This window comes from Catenuloplanes sp. NPDC051500 (genome assembly GCF_044454585.1).
Lineage (GTDB): Bacteria > Actinomycetota > Actinomycetes > Mycobacteriales > Micromonosporaceae > Catenuloplanes.
This window is the reverse complement of the sequence record NZ_JBITDX010000017.1, coordinates 111,251-128,068: the sequence shown is the minus strand read 5'-3', so window position 1 is coordinate 128,068 and position 16,818 is coordinate 111,251. Positions and strand designations below refer to the sequence as shown.

The 16,818-nt window shown below is 73.0% G+C and carries 16 protein-coding genes; 2 read left to right on the top strand and 14 right to left on the bottom strand.

Annotated elements, in window-relative coordinates; translation table 11 throughout:
• The first annotated feature begins 346 nt into the window (after positions 1 to 346).
• Positions 347 to 1,525, top strand: a complete 1,179-nt coding sequence (locus tag ACIA8K_RS29385) for a hypothetical protein (RefSeq protein WP_396064969.1) — start codon at positions 347 to 349, stop codon at positions 1,523 to 1,525.
• Between the two features lie 277 nt (positions 1,526 to 1,802).
• Here ACIA8K_RS29385 and ACIA8K_RS29380 read toward each other — a convergent pair whose 3' ends face one another.
• The gene (locus ACIA8K_RS29380; protein WP_396064967.1) at positions 1,803 to 2,696 is read right to left on the bottom strand and encodes a hypothetical protein; all 894 of its coding nucleotides are present in this window, start codon (positions 2,694 to 2,696) and stop codon (positions 1,803 to 1,805) included.
• 148 nt (positions 2,697 to 2,844) lie between these two features.
• Here ACIA8K_RS29380 and ACIA8K_RS29375 point away from each other — a divergent pair, with 148 nt between their 5' ends.
• A complete protein-coding gene (locus ACIA8K_RS29375) occupies positions 2,845 to 3,216 on the top strand; it encodes a hypothetical protein (protein WP_396064965.1) in 372 nt (123 codons plus the stop codon).
• Between the two features lie 128 nt (positions 3,217 to 3,344).
• Here the strand turns inward: ACIA8K_RS29375 and ACIA8K_RS29370 are convergent, their stop codons facing one another.
• The 13 genes from ACIA8K_RS29370 to ACIA8K_RS29310 all read right to left on the bottom strand — a co-directional run bounded on the left by ACIA8K_RS29370 (position 3,345) and on the right by ACIA8K_RS29310 (position 16,716).
• On the bottom strand, positions 3,345 to 4,295 hold the full coding sequence (locus ACIA8K_RS29370) for an aldo/keto reductase family oxidoreductase (RefSeq protein WP_396064963.1): 951 nt from the start codon (positions 4,293 to 4,295) through the stop codon (positions 3,345 to 3,347).
• Positions 4,292 to 5,284: a hypothetical protein gene (locus ACIA8K_RS29365; RefSeq protein WP_396064960.1), complete on the bottom strand. Its 993-nt coding sequence runs from the start codon at positions 5,282 to 5,284 to the stop codon at positions 4,292 to 4,294. The genes ACIA8K_RS29370 and ACIA8K_RS29365 overlap by 4 nt, the downstream gene beginning before the upstream one ends.
• On the bottom strand, positions 5,281 to 5,871 hold the full coding sequence (locus tag ACIA8K_RS29360) for an SIS domain-containing protein (protein WP_396064958.1): 591 nt from the start codon (positions 5,869 to 5,871) through the stop codon (positions 5,281 to 5,283). Before ACIA8K_RS29360 ends, ACIA8K_RS29365 begins: the two co-directional genes overlap by 4 nt.
• A complete protein-coding gene (locus tag ACIA8K_RS29355; RefSeq protein WP_396064956.1) occupies positions 5,868 to 7,211 on the bottom strand; it encodes an HAD-IIIA family hydrolase in 1,344 nt (447 codons plus the stop codon). Before ACIA8K_RS29355 ends, ACIA8K_RS29360 begins: the two co-directional genes overlap by 4 nt.
• On the bottom strand, positions 7,208 to 8,398 hold the full coding sequence (locus ACIA8K_RS29350) for an MFS transporter (protein WP_396064954.1): 1,191 nt from the start codon (positions 8,396 to 8,398) through the stop codon (positions 7,208 to 7,210). Before ACIA8K_RS29350 ends, ACIA8K_RS29355 begins: the two co-directional genes overlap by 4 nt.
• Before the next feature lie 89 nt (positions 8,399 to 8,487).
• Positions 8,488 to 10,008 (bottom strand): GMC family oxidoreductase, encoded by a 1,521-nt coding sequence (locus tag ACIA8K_RS29345; RefSeq protein WP_396064952.1) that lies wholly within the window; start codon positions 10,006 to 10,008, stop codon positions 8,488 to 8,490.
• Positions 10,009 to 10,035: 27 nt separating this feature from the next.
• Positions 10,036 to 11,220: a sedoheptulose 7-phosphate cyclase gene (locus ACIA8K_RS29340; protein ID WP_396064950.1), complete on the bottom strand. Its 1,185-nt coding sequence runs from the start codon at positions 11,218 to 11,220 to the stop codon at positions 10,036 to 10,038.
• Positions 11,217 to 11,900, bottom strand: coding sequence for an HAD-IA family hydrolase (locus tag ACIA8K_RS29335; RefSeq protein ID WP_396064948.1), 684 nt, complete (start codon positions 11,898 to 11,900; stop codon positions 11,217 to 11,219). The genes ACIA8K_RS29340 and ACIA8K_RS29335 overlap by 4 nt, the downstream gene beginning before the upstream one ends.
• Positions 11,897 to 12,703: a sugar phosphate isomerase/epimerase family protein gene (locus tag ACIA8K_RS29330; protein WP_396064946.1), complete on the bottom strand. Its 807-nt coding sequence runs from the start codon at positions 12,701 to 12,703 to the stop codon at positions 11,897 to 11,899. The genes ACIA8K_RS29335 and ACIA8K_RS29330 overlap by 4 nt, the downstream gene beginning before the upstream one ends.
• On the bottom strand, positions 12,700 to 13,437 hold the full coding sequence (locus ACIA8K_RS29325) for an SDR family NAD(P)-dependent oxidoreductase (protein WP_396064944.1): 738 nt from the start codon (positions 13,435 to 13,437) through the stop codon (positions 12,700 to 12,702). Before ACIA8K_RS29325 ends, ACIA8K_RS29330 begins: the two co-directional genes overlap by 4 nt.
• The gene (locus ACIA8K_RS29320) at positions 13,437 to 14,516 is read right to left on the bottom strand and encodes an alcohol dehydrogenase catalytic domain-containing protein (protein WP_396064942.1); all 1,080 of its coding nucleotides are present in this window, start codon (positions 14,514 to 14,516) and stop codon (positions 13,437 to 13,439) included. Before ACIA8K_RS29320 ends, ACIA8K_RS29325 begins: the two co-directional genes overlap by 1 nt.
• Positions 14,513 to 15,529 carry an ROK family protein gene (locus tag ACIA8K_RS29315; protein WP_396064939.1) on the bottom strand — a complete coding sequence of 339 codons (1,017 nt, stop codon included), beginning with the start codon at positions 15,527 to 15,529 and terminating at the stop codon, positions 14,513 to 14,515. Before ACIA8K_RS29315 ends, ACIA8K_RS29320 begins: the two co-directional genes overlap by 4 nt.
• A complete protein-coding gene (locus ACIA8K_RS29310; protein ID WP_396064937.1) occupies positions 15,526 to 16,716 on the bottom strand; it encodes a glycosyltransferase in 1,191 nt (396 codons plus the stop codon). The genes ACIA8K_RS29315 and ACIA8K_RS29310 overlap by 4 nt, the downstream gene beginning before the upstream one ends.
• Between the last annotated feature and the right edge of the window lie 102 nt (positions 16,717 to 16,818).

The following is a 16,818-nucleotide window of genomic DNA, read 5'->3' as shown; positions in this document are numbered from 1 at the left end:
CGGGGCAGAGTCGACATAGCATTCCCGTCTGTCGCAAAAAGGCCTTACCGGCGGAAATGTACAATTAGTAGCGCGTCCGCTACGCCAAGTAGCCTCGATGGGACTTCGTGTCGCCGCCGGCGGTCCTGCGACATCAAGGGCGAACGCGGCAACGACTGTCGGGCTCTGGCGCCCCATGACACCGGCCTTCGGGGGAGTTGCGCGACCCAGGCAGGCGGGATGGCGCCGCCCTCGATTTATCCCTGCCCCGCCTGGCCGTCACACTCACCGTGGGACTCAGGTCCTTTGTGGTGGCAGGGCGTCGTTATCCTCCCGGGGGCCGGGACATTCGCGGGGAGAGATGATCATGAATCAGGTTTCGAGAAGGACGCTGCTGGCCGGAGCCGCGGGCGTGGCCGTCGTCGGGTTGACCCCGGGGGCGGCGCGGGCAGCCACCGAGGGCTGGTGGCCTACGCCCGGCTACACCGTGGGCAACAGCGGCTTCAGTCAGCACGAGACGTCGATCCTGCTCTCGACGGTCGGGCGGGTGACCGAGAAGGCGTCGCTGCGGGCGGGAAGCACCGACATCGGCGCGCCGGTGCTGGCCCAGGGCCGCATCTTCGCCGCCGACCAGCGGGGCATCTTCGCGTTCAGCGAGAGCACCGGGGAGGAACTCTGGGCGTACGCGTACCCGACCCCGCCGAACGTCGGCTCGGTCGTCCGGCTCGCGTTCGAGGACGGTGTGCTGATCGCCGGCTGGGACAACATCCCCGGCGCCCCGGGCGGCTCCTACGTGTCGCTCGTGACGCTGAACACCGCGACCGGTGCGAAGATCGCCGAGGCGGCCCCGGTCAACTACGGCGCGATCCAGGACATCACCGCCGACCGGGGCCACGTCGCGGTGACGCTGTGGAGCGGCCAGCGGGGATTCTTCACCGAGGTGCTGCGGCAGAGCGACCTGGGGAAGGTCTGGGAGGACGTCTCCCACTCCACTGCCGCTCCGGTCGTGTCGAACGGCAGGGTCCTGCTGCGTTCCGCGCGGCAGGACCGCAGCCAGGTCCGTGATCTGGTCACCGGCGCTGTCGTCGCCACCGTCGACGGGCCGGAGTACGCCGCCCTCGCGGCGGACGACGCCGGCACCAGGTTCTACGCCGCCTGGGGCGCGGGCGTGTACATCGTCGACGCGTCCACCGGCGCGGCGACCGCGATCGCGTCGAACATCGCGGCGAGGCACGTCACGGTGACCCCGACCCGGGCGTACACGGCGTGGAGCAACGGCGTCAGTCACGGCGTCAGCGCGTTCGACGTGACCGCGGCCCGGCCGGTGTTCTGGACGAGGTCGTTCCCAGCGGCGCCGCTCAAGCCGATCATCGCCGGCGGCGTGCTCTACGTGACGGTGCCGGGCGACCGCGTGCATGTGCTGAATCCGGTCGACGGCACCTCGATCGCCACGCCCGCGTTCGCCGGCGTGACGGCCGCGCCGGTCATCACGAACGGCCGCATCTACCTGACCGACGGCAGCAGGATCGCCGTATACGGCCTGTGACCGCGTGATCTGCCATGGTCCGGCATTTCTACGCGGGGCCGGACCATGGCAGGCGCGCCGCCGTCAGGAGCGCCCGGCGCGGGCCCGGACCAGGTCTGCGGCGCCGTGCAGGAAGGGCGGCGGCCACCGGTGCGGGGTGGGCGAGGCAGCCGCCGATCAGGGCGCCGTCACCGAGCATGGCGAAGTGCCTGACGGAGTGATCTGGCGCGTCGTTGGCGGTCTGTGCCATCAGTGCGGTGAGCGTGTCCGGGAACCACTGCGTCCCGCCGCTGCCGGCTCATGGACGGTTCCAGGTCAGCGTGCGGCAGGCCAGCTCGGTGGCGGTGCCCTTGGTGGGGATCGATTCCAGGCCCTGATTGAGCCGTTCGTCGCCGAGGGTCTTGAGGTCGGCGGCGAAGGTACCGTCGATGCGGTAGAGGCAGCCGGTGTAGGTGTAGCGGGTCTCGGTGCCGTTCGGGCTGCCGAGATGGACGGCACCGGACCAGGTGCCACCGGCGGGGCGGGGTCTCGCGCCTGCGTAGTAGAGGTTGTCCGGGGCATGCACGAAGAGGATCAGCTGGTCGCCGTCGGCCAGCGCGCCGCTGAACGTACCGGCGAGGGTCATGTTGTCCTCTGAGGTTTCGCAGGTGGCAGGTGTGCACGACATGGTTGTCCGGGTCTCGATGACGCCGGGCGGCGAGGTCGTGGGCGCGGGCGGCGCGCTGGCCGGGACCGGCACCGAGCGCGGCGGTGGCGGGTCGGGGTCTCGGGTATCGGTGCCGGACGTCGGGGCGGGAGTGGGAACGCTCGGCGGGGTACTCCCGATGGGGGACGGGGACGGGATGGTCGTCACCACCGGGGGGTACCTGTCGCCCCAGACGCGATCGGCCACGCCGACGCCGGCCGCGATGCCGCAGAGCACGACCGCGAACATCGTGACCCCGACGCGGACCCGCGAGTCGCGGTACCCGTCCTGCCCCGGATCGAAGAGCGCGATCATGCCGAGTAGCCCCACCACGACGCAGCCGATCAGGAAGTAGTCGTTGCCGGTCGGGATGAGCGCGACCTGGGCGACGTTCGCGAGGACGCCGAGCAGTTCGGGGATTGCGGTACCGCCGGCCGCCGCGGTGATCACACCCGCGATCGCCGAGGGTGCCCGGTGCCGTCTGGGCCGTTGCTCCGTGTTTGTCACCGCGTGCCTCTCGTTATGTGACAGTCACGGAGAGATACGTCGCCATCGTCCGTGCTGGACGAAGATCAAGCGTGATTTCCCCGGTTCGGGCGGCCTGGCTGAAACAGAACGTCACCGAGGGCGCGTTCGCGGAGCCTTACGCGCCGCCGTGCTGGCTCTGCCGGTGGACCCGGCGGTCACCGAGCCGTTCGTGGACGCCGACGATGTGGCCGAGGCGGTCGTGACAGCCCTGCTAGGCGGCGGTCACCAGGGCCGGATTTACGAGCTGACCGGGTCATGCCTGCTCACCTGCGCCGAAGCGGTCGCGTCGACCGGCGGCGGCACGTTCCTGAGCGTGCCGATGGCTGGCTTCGTGGCGGAGCTACGGTCCGCCGGCGAACCCGGGGACGCGATCGCGCTGCTCGGCTACCTTTTCGGCACGCTCCTCGACGGCCGCAACGCCTGCCTCGGCGACGGTGTGCAGCGGCTGCTCGGGCGACCTCCCCGCGACCTGGAAGCCACGCGGACGGCCCACGGGTAACCGCAGCCGGGCACAGCCCGGCGAAGGCCGCTCGCCTCGGCCCCGGCGCGTGCCGAGAATGATCGACGGCCGTACCGAGGAGTACCCCGACGACCGTCGGGCTCGCGCCGGTGGGGCTGCCGCGTTCCTCAGGGGAGGGCCTGGCCGCGGGCGGTGAGCCAGAGTTCGTACCACTCCTCGTGGGTCAGGTCCGGTTCTCGCGTCGCCGCGTCCCGGCAGGCGCGGATGCGTTCCGGGCGGGCGCTGCCGACCACCGGCGCGATGCCGGCCGGGTGCCGGCGCAGCCACCACAGCACGATCGTCTCCGGTGTGGTGCCCTTGCGCGTGGCCAAGGTGGCCACCAGATCGGCCGTCCGATGCTCCGCCGGCGTGTGCTGGGCGCCGGTGAACCGCCCGCGGGCGAGCGGCGCCCACGCCTGGAGGCCGACTCCGTTGCTTCGGCAGTACTCGACGGTGCCGGGCGGAAAGCCGACCGCGGTGGACTCCGCCGTGTTCGCCAGCACGTGCGCCTCCAGCCAGTCCCGGCGGGCCAGGCTCATCTCCAGCTGGTTCGCCACCAGCGGGAAGTCCAGGTAGGACTGGAGGTGCGCCAGTTGTGCCGCGCCCATGTTGGAGACGCCGGCCTCGCGGATCAGGCCCTGCCGGCGCAGCGTGGTCAGCGCCCGCGCGGTGTCCGCCGGGTCGGCCAGCGGATCGGGCCGGTGCAACAGCAACACGTCGATGACGTCGGTGCGCAGCCGGGTGAGGCTGTCCTCCACGCTGCGCGCGATGTGGTCGGCGCGCAGGTCGTAGCGGCCGGGCCCGCTGTCGTCGGCCGGGCGCACCCCGCACTTGGTCTGGATCAGGATGCGGGAGCGCAGTCCGGGGGTACGGGCGAGAACCTCACCGAAGACCGCCTCGGACTTGCCGTGCCGGTAGATGTCCGCGTGGTCGAACGCGGTGATGCCGGCGTCCAGCGCGGCCCCGATCGCGGCCTCGGCGGCGTCCAGCTCGCGCGGGCCGTACGGCCGCGTGTCCCAGTCGCCGCCCAGCCCGAGGCACCCGTACAGCAGGCGGTGGTTCCGGATGTCGGCGTTCATGCCGCTGCCGGCCGCGCGAGCGTGTTCACCAGGATCGTGCTGCCGGCCCCGTCGATCGACAAGGGTAGTTCGCGCAGGCCGTCGAGCGCGGCCCGGAGCCGGTCCTGCCGTTCGGGCGGGCACAGGAACAGGAAGAACCCGCCGCCGCCGGCCCCGAGCAGTTTCCCGCCGAACGCGCCGGCCAGCCGGGCGCGCCGGTACACCGCGTCGAGCGCGTCGTCGTGGATGCGGGAGCTGAGCCGTTTCTTCACCTCCCAGGCGCCGTGCAGCAGCGCGCCGAGCTCGGCGATCCTGCCCGCGTGCAGCAGTGCGCGGCCGGTGGTCACGTGTGCCTTGAGCGTGTGCAGGTGCTCGACGGTGGTGGGGATGGCGGCGCGCTGGTCGTCGAGGATCTCCGCGGCGCGGCGGGTCCGGCCGGTGTAGAGCACCACGGCGTGGCGCAGGAATTCCCGTTCCGCGTGTGCGGGCAGGCCGACCGGGTCGACAGCGACGCGGCCGTCCGGGTGGAACCGGTACTCGGCGCAGCCGCCGAACGCGGCCGCGTACTGGTCCTGTTTGCCGATCGGTTCGCCCAGCACGTCGATCTCGATGTGCGAGGCCAGCTCGGCCAGCTCCGCCGGGGTCGTGTCCCGGCCGGTCAGCGTGAACAGCGCGTGGAGCAGGCCGACGGTGAGCGCGCTGGACGCGCCGAGGCCGCTGCCGCCCGCGGGCACGTCCGCCAGGCAGGTGATCTCGACGCCGCCGGTGATGCCGCTCTCCCGCAGGCACTCGCGGATGATCCCGTGCTCCAGGTCGGCGACCCGGGTGGCCCGCTCGTACGACCAGTGGTGAAGCACGATGTCGCCCTCCCACCGCGGTTTGACCACCACGTGCACGTACCGGCGCACGGCGAGGCTGAGCACCGCGCCGCCGTGCGCGGCGTAGTAGTCCGGCAGATCCGTGCCGCCGCCGAAGAGGCTGACCCGGAGCGGGGTCTGGCTGACGATCAAGGTGTGCAGCCTTCCAGGCGCTTCTTCAGCACGGACATCATCACGTGGTTCAGGGCGAGGTGGACGTCCTCGACCTTCTGCATGTCGTGCACCGGCACGTGGATCGTGCGGCCGGCCAGCTCCTTGAGCTTGCCGCCGTCGAAGCCCACAAGCGCCACGGTTTCGGCGCCCAGGTCGTTGGCGTACTCCACCGCCTCCAGCACGTTGCGGGAGTTGCCGCTCGCGGAGATGGCCATCACCACATCGCCCGGGTTGAGGTAGTTGCGCAGCTGCCCGACGAAGACCTGGCTGTAGTCGGTGTCGTTGGCCGTCGCCAGCACGGTGGGCACGTTGTCGTTGAGGCAGCAGAACCGGAACCGTTTCGGCAGGTTCTGGCCGATGCCCTTGTTGAAGTCGTTGACGAAGTGCGCCGCTGTCGCGCCGCTGCCGCCGTTGCCGAAGATGTAGACGAACCCCTGCCGCTCGTAGACGGCGAGCAGCTGGTCCATCACCACGATGATCTCCTGCACGTTCAGGCTGTCGATCGCGTTCTTCAGGCCGGCCAGGTACTCCTCGACCCCGTTCGTGAGGTCGTCGGGTACGGTCATCGGGATACTCCTCGCACACGGGGGCGTTCGCCCAGGATGATCTCGGTCGCGGCGCGCAGGCCTGCGGCACGGTGGTCCGGCACGACGTTGTACCTGCCGTCCGCGCCGCCCTCGCCGGTGTCCAGCAGGATCGTGCGCAGGCCGGCGGTCCGGCCGGTCTGGACGTCCACTGTGGTGTCACCGACGAGGTACGACGCGGTGAGGTCGATGTTGTGGTCATCGGCCGCCCGATGGATCAGGCCGGTGGCGGGTTTGCGGCACCCGCACACGATCTTGTACTCGGCGTTCTCCTCCGGGTAGCCGCGGTCCGGGTGGTGCGGGCAGAAGTAGAGATCGTCGAGGTAGACGTGGTGCTCGCCGAGCACCGTCTCCAGTTTGCGGTGGATGCGCCGCAGCCCGTCCAGGGTGCACAGGTTGCGGGCCACCACCGGCTGGTTGGTGATGACGATGGCCAGGTAGGCGGAGTCGTTCAGCGCGGCCAGCGCGTCGAACGCCTCGTCCACGACATGCAGCTGCTCGGGGGTGGAGACCAGGCCGACGTGCTGATTGAGGGTGCCGTCACGGTCGAGGAACACCGCCTTGCGTTTGACGCGCAGGCATCTCGCCGCGACCACGCCGCGCCGTACGTGCTCGGTGACCTGCCGGTACCGCTCCGGCGTGCCCATGTCCTTGACGTACTCGCTGCTGCGGTAGGCGCGGACCGCTCCGCCGCCGATCGCCGGGAGCACCACGTCGCGTTCCAGGTCGGCGGCGCGCCCGGCGGTCAGGCCGTCGAACACCCGGCGCTCGCACAGCAGGATGCCGGCGTTGACCAGGTTGCGGTACCAGTCGGCGCGCGGCTCGTTCTTGCGCAGCAGCCCGCGGACCACGTCACCGTCGTCCACGTCCACCACGTCGCTGTCGGCCGGGTGGTCGTTCGGGTGGACGAACATGGAGATCGCGCCCCGGTGACCGTCGTGGAAACGGGCCAGCCGCGCGACGTCCACGTCCAGCATCACGTCGCCGTAGACGACCAGGAACCGCTCGGGCAGCCGGTGCCGGAGCTCGGCGAAGCACCCGGCCGTGCCGAGCGGCGTCGTCTCGGTGAAGTACCCGATCCGCACACCGAACCGGGCGCCGTCGCCGAAGTGGTCCCGGATCAGCTCACCGAGATGCCCGACGACAAGCACCACCTCGGTGACACCGGACCGGCGCAGCGACTCGATCTGGTACTCCAGCACCGGCCTGCCGAGGATCGGCACCAGCGGTTTCGGCAGGTCCGCGCTGATCTCACGTAGTCGGGTGCCCCGCCCGCCGGCCAGGATCACCGCGGTCGGCGGGCCGCCGTCCCGCGGTGTCACGGCGCGGCCCCGACCTCGTGCATGCCCGCCTTCTCCCGCCGGCGGGCGGCGAGGGAGGCGAGCGCGAGCGGCCCGATCAGCAGTCCGACGATTCCGGTGAACCCGATCGCGACCGACAGGTTCGCCAGTTGGGCCAGGCCGCCGACCAGGGGCGGCCCGAGCAGGAACCCGGTGTACGACACGGTGGTGACGAAGCCGATCTCCCGCTCGCCGCCGGTGCCGTCATCGCGCCGCCCGGCCGCGCCGGCCAGGTCCAGCACGACCGGGAAGCCGAACGCGAGTCCGCACCCGGCCAGCAGATACCCGGCGTAGGTGAATCCGGCGGCCGGTACCGTCGCGGCCAGCAGCAGACCGGCCCCGCCCAGCACCGAGCCGCCGACAAGCATGCGCACCGGCCCGAACCGGTGCTGGATGCGCTCGCCGGTCAACCGGACCACGCCCATCGCGAGGCAGAAGGCGGAGAACATGACCGCGCCGGCCCGTTCGGACATGCCACGCTCGTGCACGGCGAAGAAGGCGGACCAGTCGTAGCTCGCGCCCTCCGCGATCGCGGCGCAGAACGCGACCAGGCCGAGCAGCCACAGCGCCGGCCGGCGCACCGCGGTCCGCGGCCCGTCGCCCGCCGCGTCCTCGGGCGAGGTCTCCTGCCGCGGCACGAACCGGATGACGGCCGAGATGACGATCAGCGCGCCGGCGGTGGCCAGCGCGAAGTACGGCAGCAGGGCGAGACGGCTCCCGGCGGCGGCCGCGGCGAGCAGCGAACCACCCAGCGCGCCGAAACTGAATCCGGCGTGGAATACCGGCATCAACGGCCGTTCCGCGTGCCGGATGGCCACCATGGCGGCGACATTGTTCGATACGTCGAACAGCCCGAATGACGCGCCGAGAAGGATCAGCACGATACCCAGTTGCCATGGCGACCGGACCAGCGCCAGCAGCGGGAGCACACCCGCGGCGGCCACGGCCGACACGAGGACCATGATCCGGGCGCCGAAGCGCGCACACAGCTGACCTGCGAAGGAGGCGGCCGCGGCCAGGCCGACGGGCGCACCGAACAGAACCAGTCCGAGCATGCCGGGACCGGCGCCGATCTGGTCCGCGAGCGCCGGCATGCGGGGCGCCCAGGACCCGGCGATGAGGCCGTTCAATACAAAGACAACAAAAACCGAGAATCGTTCCGAACGCATTGAGAGACCCCTTGTGGATTGCGGACGCACCGGTTTCCCCAACGGTCTCGAAGGCAAACGGGGGCGGGCCTCAGCCTCCATTCCGGCTCTCACCGGATCGACTCCACTTCGGGAAGTGCCCCCGCCGGTGCGGCCGACTCCGCGCGCCGGATCGCCGCGGCCACCCGGGCCGCGACTGCGACCGTGGTCAGGTGCGTGTTGGCCCGCGGGATGACCGGCATCAGGGAGGCGTCCCCGACGTACACGTTCGACAGCCCGTGCACCCGCCCGTCCGGCCCGGCCACCGCCGACGGATCGTCGGCCGGTCCCATGGCGCAGGTGCCGACCGGATGCCAGTACCCGCCCGGCGCCTCGGCGATCGCGCTCCGCCGGGCCGCGTCCCACGGTGTGAACGTGGCCAGCGCGCTGACCGGCCCGGTCTCGGCCAGCTTGTGTGCGAGATCGACACCGTCCAGCGCCACCTGGCGGTCGTGGCCCTCCGGGTCGGTGAAGTAGCCGTGCTCGATCACCGGCGGGGCCAGCGGGTCCAGGGAGCGCGCCCGCACGCTGCCGCGGGACCGGGGCGCCAGCACGAACACGTAGAGCGAGAAGGCCATCGGCCCGACGTACCTGCCGAACTCGTCCTCGCCCGCACCGGCGGACGGCACCAGGTGCAGGTCCCAGTAGTCGTCGGCCGCCATGCTCGACCGCGCCTTGATCAGGGTCTGCGCCATGTACGCCGCCCGGTCCGGCGCGCCGAGCGCCTCGGCCGGGGCCAGCGTGAGGTGCGCCTTCGGGTGGTCGATCAGGTTCTGCCCGACGCCGGCCAGCGGGAGCGTCACCGGCACGCCCAGCGCGCGCAGCTGCCGCTCCGGCCCGATCCCGCTGCGCAGCAGCAGTGGCGGGTTGCCGTAGGCGCCGGTCGCGAGCACCACCGTGCCCGCCGAGACCGTCTCGGCCCGCCCGCCGCGCACGATCTCCACGCCGGTGGCCCGCCCGCCCCGCACCGTGAGCCGTACGGCCACCGCGTCGTCGAGCACCCGCAGGTTCGGCCGGTGGCGGGCCGGGTCGAGGAAGGCGAACGCGGCGTTCCACCTGGTGTGGCCGACCGCGTTGAGCGGTACCCAGCCGGCGCCCTCCCGGGCCTCGGGGTCGTTGATGTCGGGCAGGAACGGCAGTCCGAGCTGCGCCGCGCCGGCCACCACCGCACGGTGCACGGCCACCCGGTCCGACTCCGGAACGGCGCGCACCCGCAGTCGGCGCGCGGCCTCCGTCAGGTACGGGGCGAACGTCGCGTAGTCCCACGCGCCACCGGACGGGCCGGCCCAGGCGTCGTAGTCCGGTGGCGCGCCGACAGTGGTCCATCCGGCGTTGCTCACCGAGGACCCGCCGATCACCCTGGCGCGTGAGTCGTCAGGCGGCCCGTCGGGGTGCCAGTCGTGGCTGCGCGCCGGCGACCGGCAGTCCAGCAGGTCGGCCGGCCAGCGCCCCTCCTCGAACGGCCCGTAGTCCGGCCCCGCCTCGAGGAGCAGCACCGACTGACGGCCGTCCTCGCTGAGCGTGCCGGCCAGCACGCAACCGGCGGCGCCACCGCCGACCACGACAATGTCGGCTCGCAGGTGCTCGGTCATCGCCTCTCCATTTCGGTCGGCCGCCGGCTACGCGGCGAAGGTGCTTCCCTCGAACAGTTCGCGCTGCATCGCGACGGCCGCCTTCAGCTCGTCCTGGGTGACGTCGTTGACGAAGGTGACACCGCCGATCCCGACCGGCAGCGGCAGCCGCTGCTGACCGTCGCGGTGCCGGACCGTGTCCTCCAGCGCGTGCGCGAGCACCTCCGGATGGAACAGCGGGTGCCAGCCCGGCAGTTCGAGCCGGGCCATCACCGCCAGGACGAGGTTGCGCTCCTGCTCGGTGAGAAGGCCGCGGCGGTACGCCATGACGGTGGTCAGCGCCATGTCGATGCAGACGGCCTCGCCGTGCAGCAGCGACGGCAGCGTGAGCATCTCCACGGTGGGGCTGAAGGTGTGCCCGTAGTCGACGCAGCGCTCCAGCTCGGCCTCCCACAGGTTCGGCTGGAGCTCCTCGAGCATGTCCTGGGTGGCGGCGTGCAGCACGGCGATCGCGGCCCGGTCCCCGGCCGGCGTGACACCCTGGAACTTCTCGTCGAGCAGCAGCGGGCCGTACTCCCGCAGCAGTTCGAACAGCGCGAAGTCCTTGACCAGTGCGATCTTCAGGATCTCGGCGAGCCCGTTGCGGATGTGCCGCCGGTCCATCGTGGACAGAAACGAGCGGTCCAGCAGGTTCAGGGCCGCCGGGGCGTACGTGCCGAGCCGGTTCTTGTGGCCGTTGAAGTTGACACCGGTCTTGGCGCCGACGCCCGCGTCCACCAGCCCGACGAGCGTGGTCGGCACCCGCACGAACGGGGTGCCGCGCCGGTAGAGGCTCGCGACCAGGCCGACGATGTCCATCAGGACGCCGCCACCGATGACGATCATCGGCTCCCGCCGCCGGGCGATGCCGAAGCGGTCGAGTTCCTCGACGATCAGCGCGGCGTGGTCGAGGTCCTTGAGCATCTCGTTGGCCTGCACCACCACCATTGCGTAGTCGACGTCGTGGTGCTCGAAGTAGGCACGGATGGTGTGGCCGTGCAGCCGGTCGACGTTGCTGTCCACCACGACGAACCGGCGCAGCCGGCCACCGAAGCCCGCGCCGATCTCCAGCACGTCGGTGCGGTCCGGCCGGAACACGTTGTCCCGGAACCGCACCTCGTAGCTGACCTCTTTGCGCGTGCGGACGAGCCACGAGCCGGACCGTCCGACGTGCAGTCCGACTCCGTCGGTCATCTCCGGCCCCGATCCGACTGCGCGTACGACACCAGCAGCCGGCCGGCGTCGTGGCTGACCCGCACGTCACGGAAGTCCGCGACGCGGTCGAGGCCTTCCGTGGCGGGTGCGGCGCAGTCGCCCACCACCACCGCGCGGGCGCCGCAGGCCAGCGCGGCGACCACGCCGGGTTCGGCGTCCTCGAAGATGACTGTCCGCTCCGGTGCGACCCCGAGCCGCGCGGCGGCGAGCAGGTAGCCCTCCGGGTCCGGCTTGCCGGCGGTCACGTCCTCGGCGCTGATCATCACGGGCGGCACCGGCACCCCGGCCGCGGCCATCCGGGCCTCGGCGAGTTCCCGCCCGGCGGAGGTGACCACGGCCCAGGTGCCCTCCGGCAGCGCGGCCAGCAGCGCGGCCGCGCCGGGCACCTCGATCACGCCCTCGGTGTCGGCGACCTCCTGCGCGCCCAGGCGCCCGGCCTCGGCGTCGACGTCCACGCCGGCCGGCGCGAATTCGGCGACAGTCTCCGCGGTACGGCGCCCGTGCGACACCGCGAGGATCCGGGCGACGTCCAGGCCGTACCGGTCGGCGAACGTACGCCAGGTCCGCTCGACGACCGCTGTGGAGTCGACGAGCGTGCCGTCCATGTCGAACAGCAGCGCCGCCGCGGCGACTGTGGCTGGCAGTCGGGTATCGCTCATTGTCCCGCCCAGGTCGCAGTGGATTGCCGTGCACGCTGCCGTGCCCAGTCCAGGTCGGTGGCCAGCCGCGTGGGATCCCCATCGCGGTAGTCGTTCTCCAGCACGAACGCGCGGACCGGGACCCGGTGTGCGCGCAGCGCGTCGATGGTGTCGTCGAGCCGGCCGTCTCCCGCGCCCAGTGGCGGGGACGTGCCGACGGCGGGCGGCCCGTCCTTGAGGTGGACCTGATCGGCCAGCAGCCCGGCCAGCGAACCGGCCAGCACGGCCGGGTCCAGGCCGGCCCCGACCGGGTTGAACGTGTCGAGCACCAGCCGGAACGCGGGGGAGCCGACCGCCTCGGCGAGCGCGCGGGCCGGCGTCGCGGCGAGCACGTTCTCGTTGGCCAGCAGCAGACCCCGGGCCTGCGCCTCGGCCGCGGCCCAGCGCAGCGCGCCGGCGGTGCGGGCGAACGCGACCGGCCCGTCGATGGCGCTGCGCCGGAAGCTCGGCACGAAGACCAGCGGCACGCCCAGCGCGACCCCGGCGTCGAGCAACCGGGTGAGCAGCGGTCGTACGACGTCGGGCCCGCGGGTCAGGCCGACGTCGTTGAGCTGGTTGCCGGCCAGCGCGAGCAGCCGCACCCCGTGCTCGCGTGCCGCGGCGCGCACCGCGTCGATCCGGCCCGGCGTGTCGATCTCCACGCCGCGGCCGGGGCCGCCGAAGTCGAGTTGCACCCCGTCCGCGCCGACGGACGCGGCCAGCCGCACGGCGTCGGCGCCCCGCGCCGGGAGTCGCCAGTCCGCCAGGCCGACCAGGCAGTTCACACCGGCACCCGGCTCTGTGAGGCGGGCAGGCCGTCCTGGACGGACCGCCAGCCGCCGTCGCCGTCGACCACCAGGCTGTCGCCGTGGCGCTCCCGGCCGGTCATCGCCGCCAACTCGACCGCCACCCGGGCGAAGGAGGACGGCTGCGCGTACCCGCTGTAGTCGAAGCCGTCGGGTCTGCGCCGCCGGATGCCGGGAGTGTCGACCATGCCGGCCGGCAGCACCTGGACCACGTGCAGCCCTTTCTCCTCCTGGGCGATCGAGTCGAGCAGCGCCTTCGCGGCGGCCTTGGTGGCGGCGTAGCCGGACCGGCCCGGCCCGGCGTTGAAGGCGACCTCGGAAGAGACGCCGAGGATCAGGCCCGGCGTGGCCTCGCGCAGCGACGGCAGCACCGCCCGCAGCGTGAGCCAGAGCCCGGTGACGTTCACGTCGAGCTGGCGGCGCCACTCCTCCTCGCGGACGTCGCCGAAGTCGGCGCGCCGGTCCCCGTAGTAGACGGCGGAGTAGCACACGGCGTCGACGGGGCCGGCCGCCAGCGCGGCCAGCCGCGCGCGGGCGTCGCCGGGCTCGGTGAGGTCGATCCGTTCCCAGGTCAGATGCGCGGCCTCGGCCGGGCGGTGCCTGCTGCACACCACGACCTCCGCGCCCGCGCCGGCCCACGCGTCGGCGATGCCGCGCCCGATCCCGGCCGAGCCACCCATCACGATCATGCGCCGTCCGGTCAGCAATGCCATCAGTCATCCTCCGTAATCCGGACCGAGAGTTTGATCAGCCGCCGGCCGTCGACGGTGCGCTCGCGGGAACCGGCAAGGGCCCGCATCACGCGCGCCGCGCCGTCGAGGTCGGTCTCGTGGGTCATCAGGTCGCGGTAGCGGGCGGGGTCACGGGCGAGTTCGGCCGCGGCGTCCAGCAGATGCCGGTTCGCCACCCCGCGGTGGCCGAACACCCGTACCCGGCCGGCCGTCGCGATGCGCGCCGGATCGGGCCGGCCGCCGCAGTTCGCCGCGCGCACGGCGGTGAGGTCGACGCCGGGCAGCAGCGGTGTGGTGGCGCCCGGCGGCAGCCCGCCGACGATGTCGACGACCTCCGCGCCGGCGGTGAGCGCCGATTCCAGCGCGGCCACCGTCGCGTCGCGCGGCGTGGCCAGCAACGCCGCGACCGGCGCGTCGAGCGTGACCTCCGAAGGACCGGTCAACAGCAGATCAGCAGGGTACGGCCCGGCCGCGCTGAACTCCCGGCCGGGGGTGGTGTGGTGCACCATCGCCACCCGCACCCGCGGGCCGAGCCAGCGCCGGGCGGCCCGCGCCGCGAGATGCCCGACGATGCCGTCACCGATCACGAGCAGTGTCGCCGGCCGGAACGCGCTCAGCGTGCCGAGCGCGTAGCGGACCACGGCCAGCGGCTCCAGCAGCGGCGCCAGCGTCACGTCGGTGGTCTCCGGCAGCGGCAGCACCATGCCGCCGGTCACCGCGGTCGCGGGCAGCAGCGTCCGTTCCTGCAGCAGGCCGTCGACGTTGTGCCCGAGCAGGAACGCCGGATCGGTGGGGTGGGTGGGGTTGACCGCCACAAGCGTCCCGGGCCCGAGCGTCTCCGGGACGCCGGCGCCGGCGGCCACCACCCGGGCCACGCCCTCGTGCCCGATCACCGGCGCCGGGTCGTCGCGCAGGCCGCGCAGCATCTGGATGTCGGTGCCGCACAGGCCCGCGTAGCTGGTCGCCACGCTCAGCTCTCCCGGGCCGGGCACGGCCGTCGGGCGCAGCGCGACGGACAGCGTCGCGCCCGCGCGGACGATCGCCCGGTGCCGGCGGCTCATACCGGCGCTCCCGCCAGCGCCGCGATCCCGGCGCCGATCAGCCCGTCGGCCTCGGAGACGACGACCCGGTCCGGCACCCAGCGGGGGTCGCGCTCGCTGGTGAGGTAGAGCCCGTCCCGGGTCAGGTGGGCGAGCACCGCGGCGCGGTAGTGGGCGCCCAGGCCGACGGCGACGCCGCCGGTGAACGCGACCAGGTCGATCTCCGGGTCGAGGCACAGCGCGGTGCGCACCACGTCGGCGACCGGCTTCGTCGCGGCGCCGAGCAGCTCACCGGCGAGTGGGTCGCCGTCGTCGAGCGCCGTGGCCAGCGCGGACTCGAAGCCCTCGCCGGCCGCCAGCCGCGCGCCGAGGCCGCTGGACGCCCAGTCGCCGGCCCGGCGGCGGCGCAGGACCTCGCTCAGCCGCCGGATTCCGGGCCCGGACGAGAAGGCGGCCACGTGCCCCGGCCGGCCGCAGTCGCAGCGCAGCTCCACCGGCGCGCCGTCAAGCGTCACCGTGGCCGGCAGGTGGCCGATCTCGCCCTGCAGCCCGCAGCCGTCGACCGGGATCTCGCCGGTGCGCTTGTCGATCGTGCGGCAGGCGATGCCGGTGCTGATCGTCGCCAGCACGATCTTCCGCAGGTCCCGGGCGGCCGGGCTGCTGGCCAGGTGCAGCAGCGCCGCGGTGACGTCGTTGACCACGTGCCAGCGCACGTCCGGCCGGGCCGCGGCCAACGCGGTGCGCAGGTCGAACGGGCGGGCGTGCGCGCCCCACAGCGGGGCGGAGGCGTAGACGGTGCCGGTCCGGTGGTCGAGGGCCGCGCCGAACGACACGCCGGCCACCCCGCCGGGCGGCACCGCGCCGGCCATCTCCCGTACCAGCATGGCCTGGAGTTCCTCGACCGTCGCCCCGGTGTGCCGGGAGAAGCTCGGCGACGGCGTCCGCCGCACCTCGCCCAGGCCGTGGCCGGGTGACCACTGTGTCCAGCGCAGGTGGGTGCCGCCGATGTCCAGCACCGTGATCGGGCCGCTCACCGCAGCACCTTCAGGTAGTCCTCGGCCAGCCGGGCCATGGTGTACCGCTCCAGGACGCCGGCCCGGGCGCGCTCGCCGAGCGTGCGGCGCAGCGCGGGGTCGTCGAGCAGCCTGCGCAGCGCGGCGCGCACGCCGTCCAGGTCGGCGGGGTCGACGAGCAGGCCGTTCACGCCGTCGGTGATCTGCAGGCGCAGGCCGCCGACGTTCGAGGCGACCACCGCGCGGCCCTTGACCATCGCCTCGACCACGGTGAGCCCGAAGCCCTCCTGGAGGCTCTTCTGCAGGACCACGTCGGCGCGGCGTTGCAGCGCGTTGACCACGAGCGCGTTCTGCTCCGGGTCGGGTTCCGCGTTGGCGACCAGGTGCACCCGCCGCCGGTCCGCGTCGGGCAGCGCCGCCACCAGCGCGCGCACCTCGGTGAAGACCGCGAGTCCCTCCGGGTCGTCCGGGATCTTCGTCGGGTCGGTGCCGGCGAGCACGAGGTGCACGTCGTCCGGCAGCCCGGCGGCGGCGCGCACCACGCCGGGCATGTCCTTGAGCGGGTCCCAGCGGGAGACCTGGAGCACCACGCGGGCGTGCCGCGGGAGCGGCTCGTCCTGCAGGACGGTCACCCCGGCGGACGGGCGGCCGGTGGTCAGCCCGATCCCGGCCAGCACGTCGGCGACCCGTTCCTCGGTGAGGTCCCGGTTCTTCGGCGAGGTCAGGTCGATCGCGGGCTCGATGGTGTGCCGGTCGCGCACGTGCGGCGGCGCGTACCGCGGCAGCGTGGTGATCACCGCGTCCACGGCGGCCAGCTCGGTGTCGAAGGCCCGCCACACCGCGCCCGGGCCGCGTTCCGGCGCGACCTCGGCGCCGATGTGGCAGTGCCAGACCACCCGCGCGCCGGTGGCCTTGACCGCCGGGGCCAGGCCGAGCGTCTGGGGGTCGTGCAGGACGACCACGTCACCAGGTGAGAGGAACCGCGCGAACCAGCCGGTCTGCGGCGCGAGCGTGGCCCGGTAGGTGGCCAGCGGCGCCGGGTCGTCGAGCCGGCCCGGGTCGGCCTGCCCGTGCAGCAGGTGGTGCAGGTACTTCGTCACCGCGTAGAACTCGTCGGTGCCGGCGATCACGGCCCAGGCGGCGTGCTGGAACGGCACGAGACCGCGCAGCATCTCGGCCACTCCGCCACCGGTCGCGGTCGCGTTCACGTGCACGAGTAACGGTCTTGCCGAGCCGGGTGCGATTTCCCAGACCGGTGTGAGCATCACGGCGCCTCTCGGTAACGGTGCGGAGACCTCGGTGACGGGTCA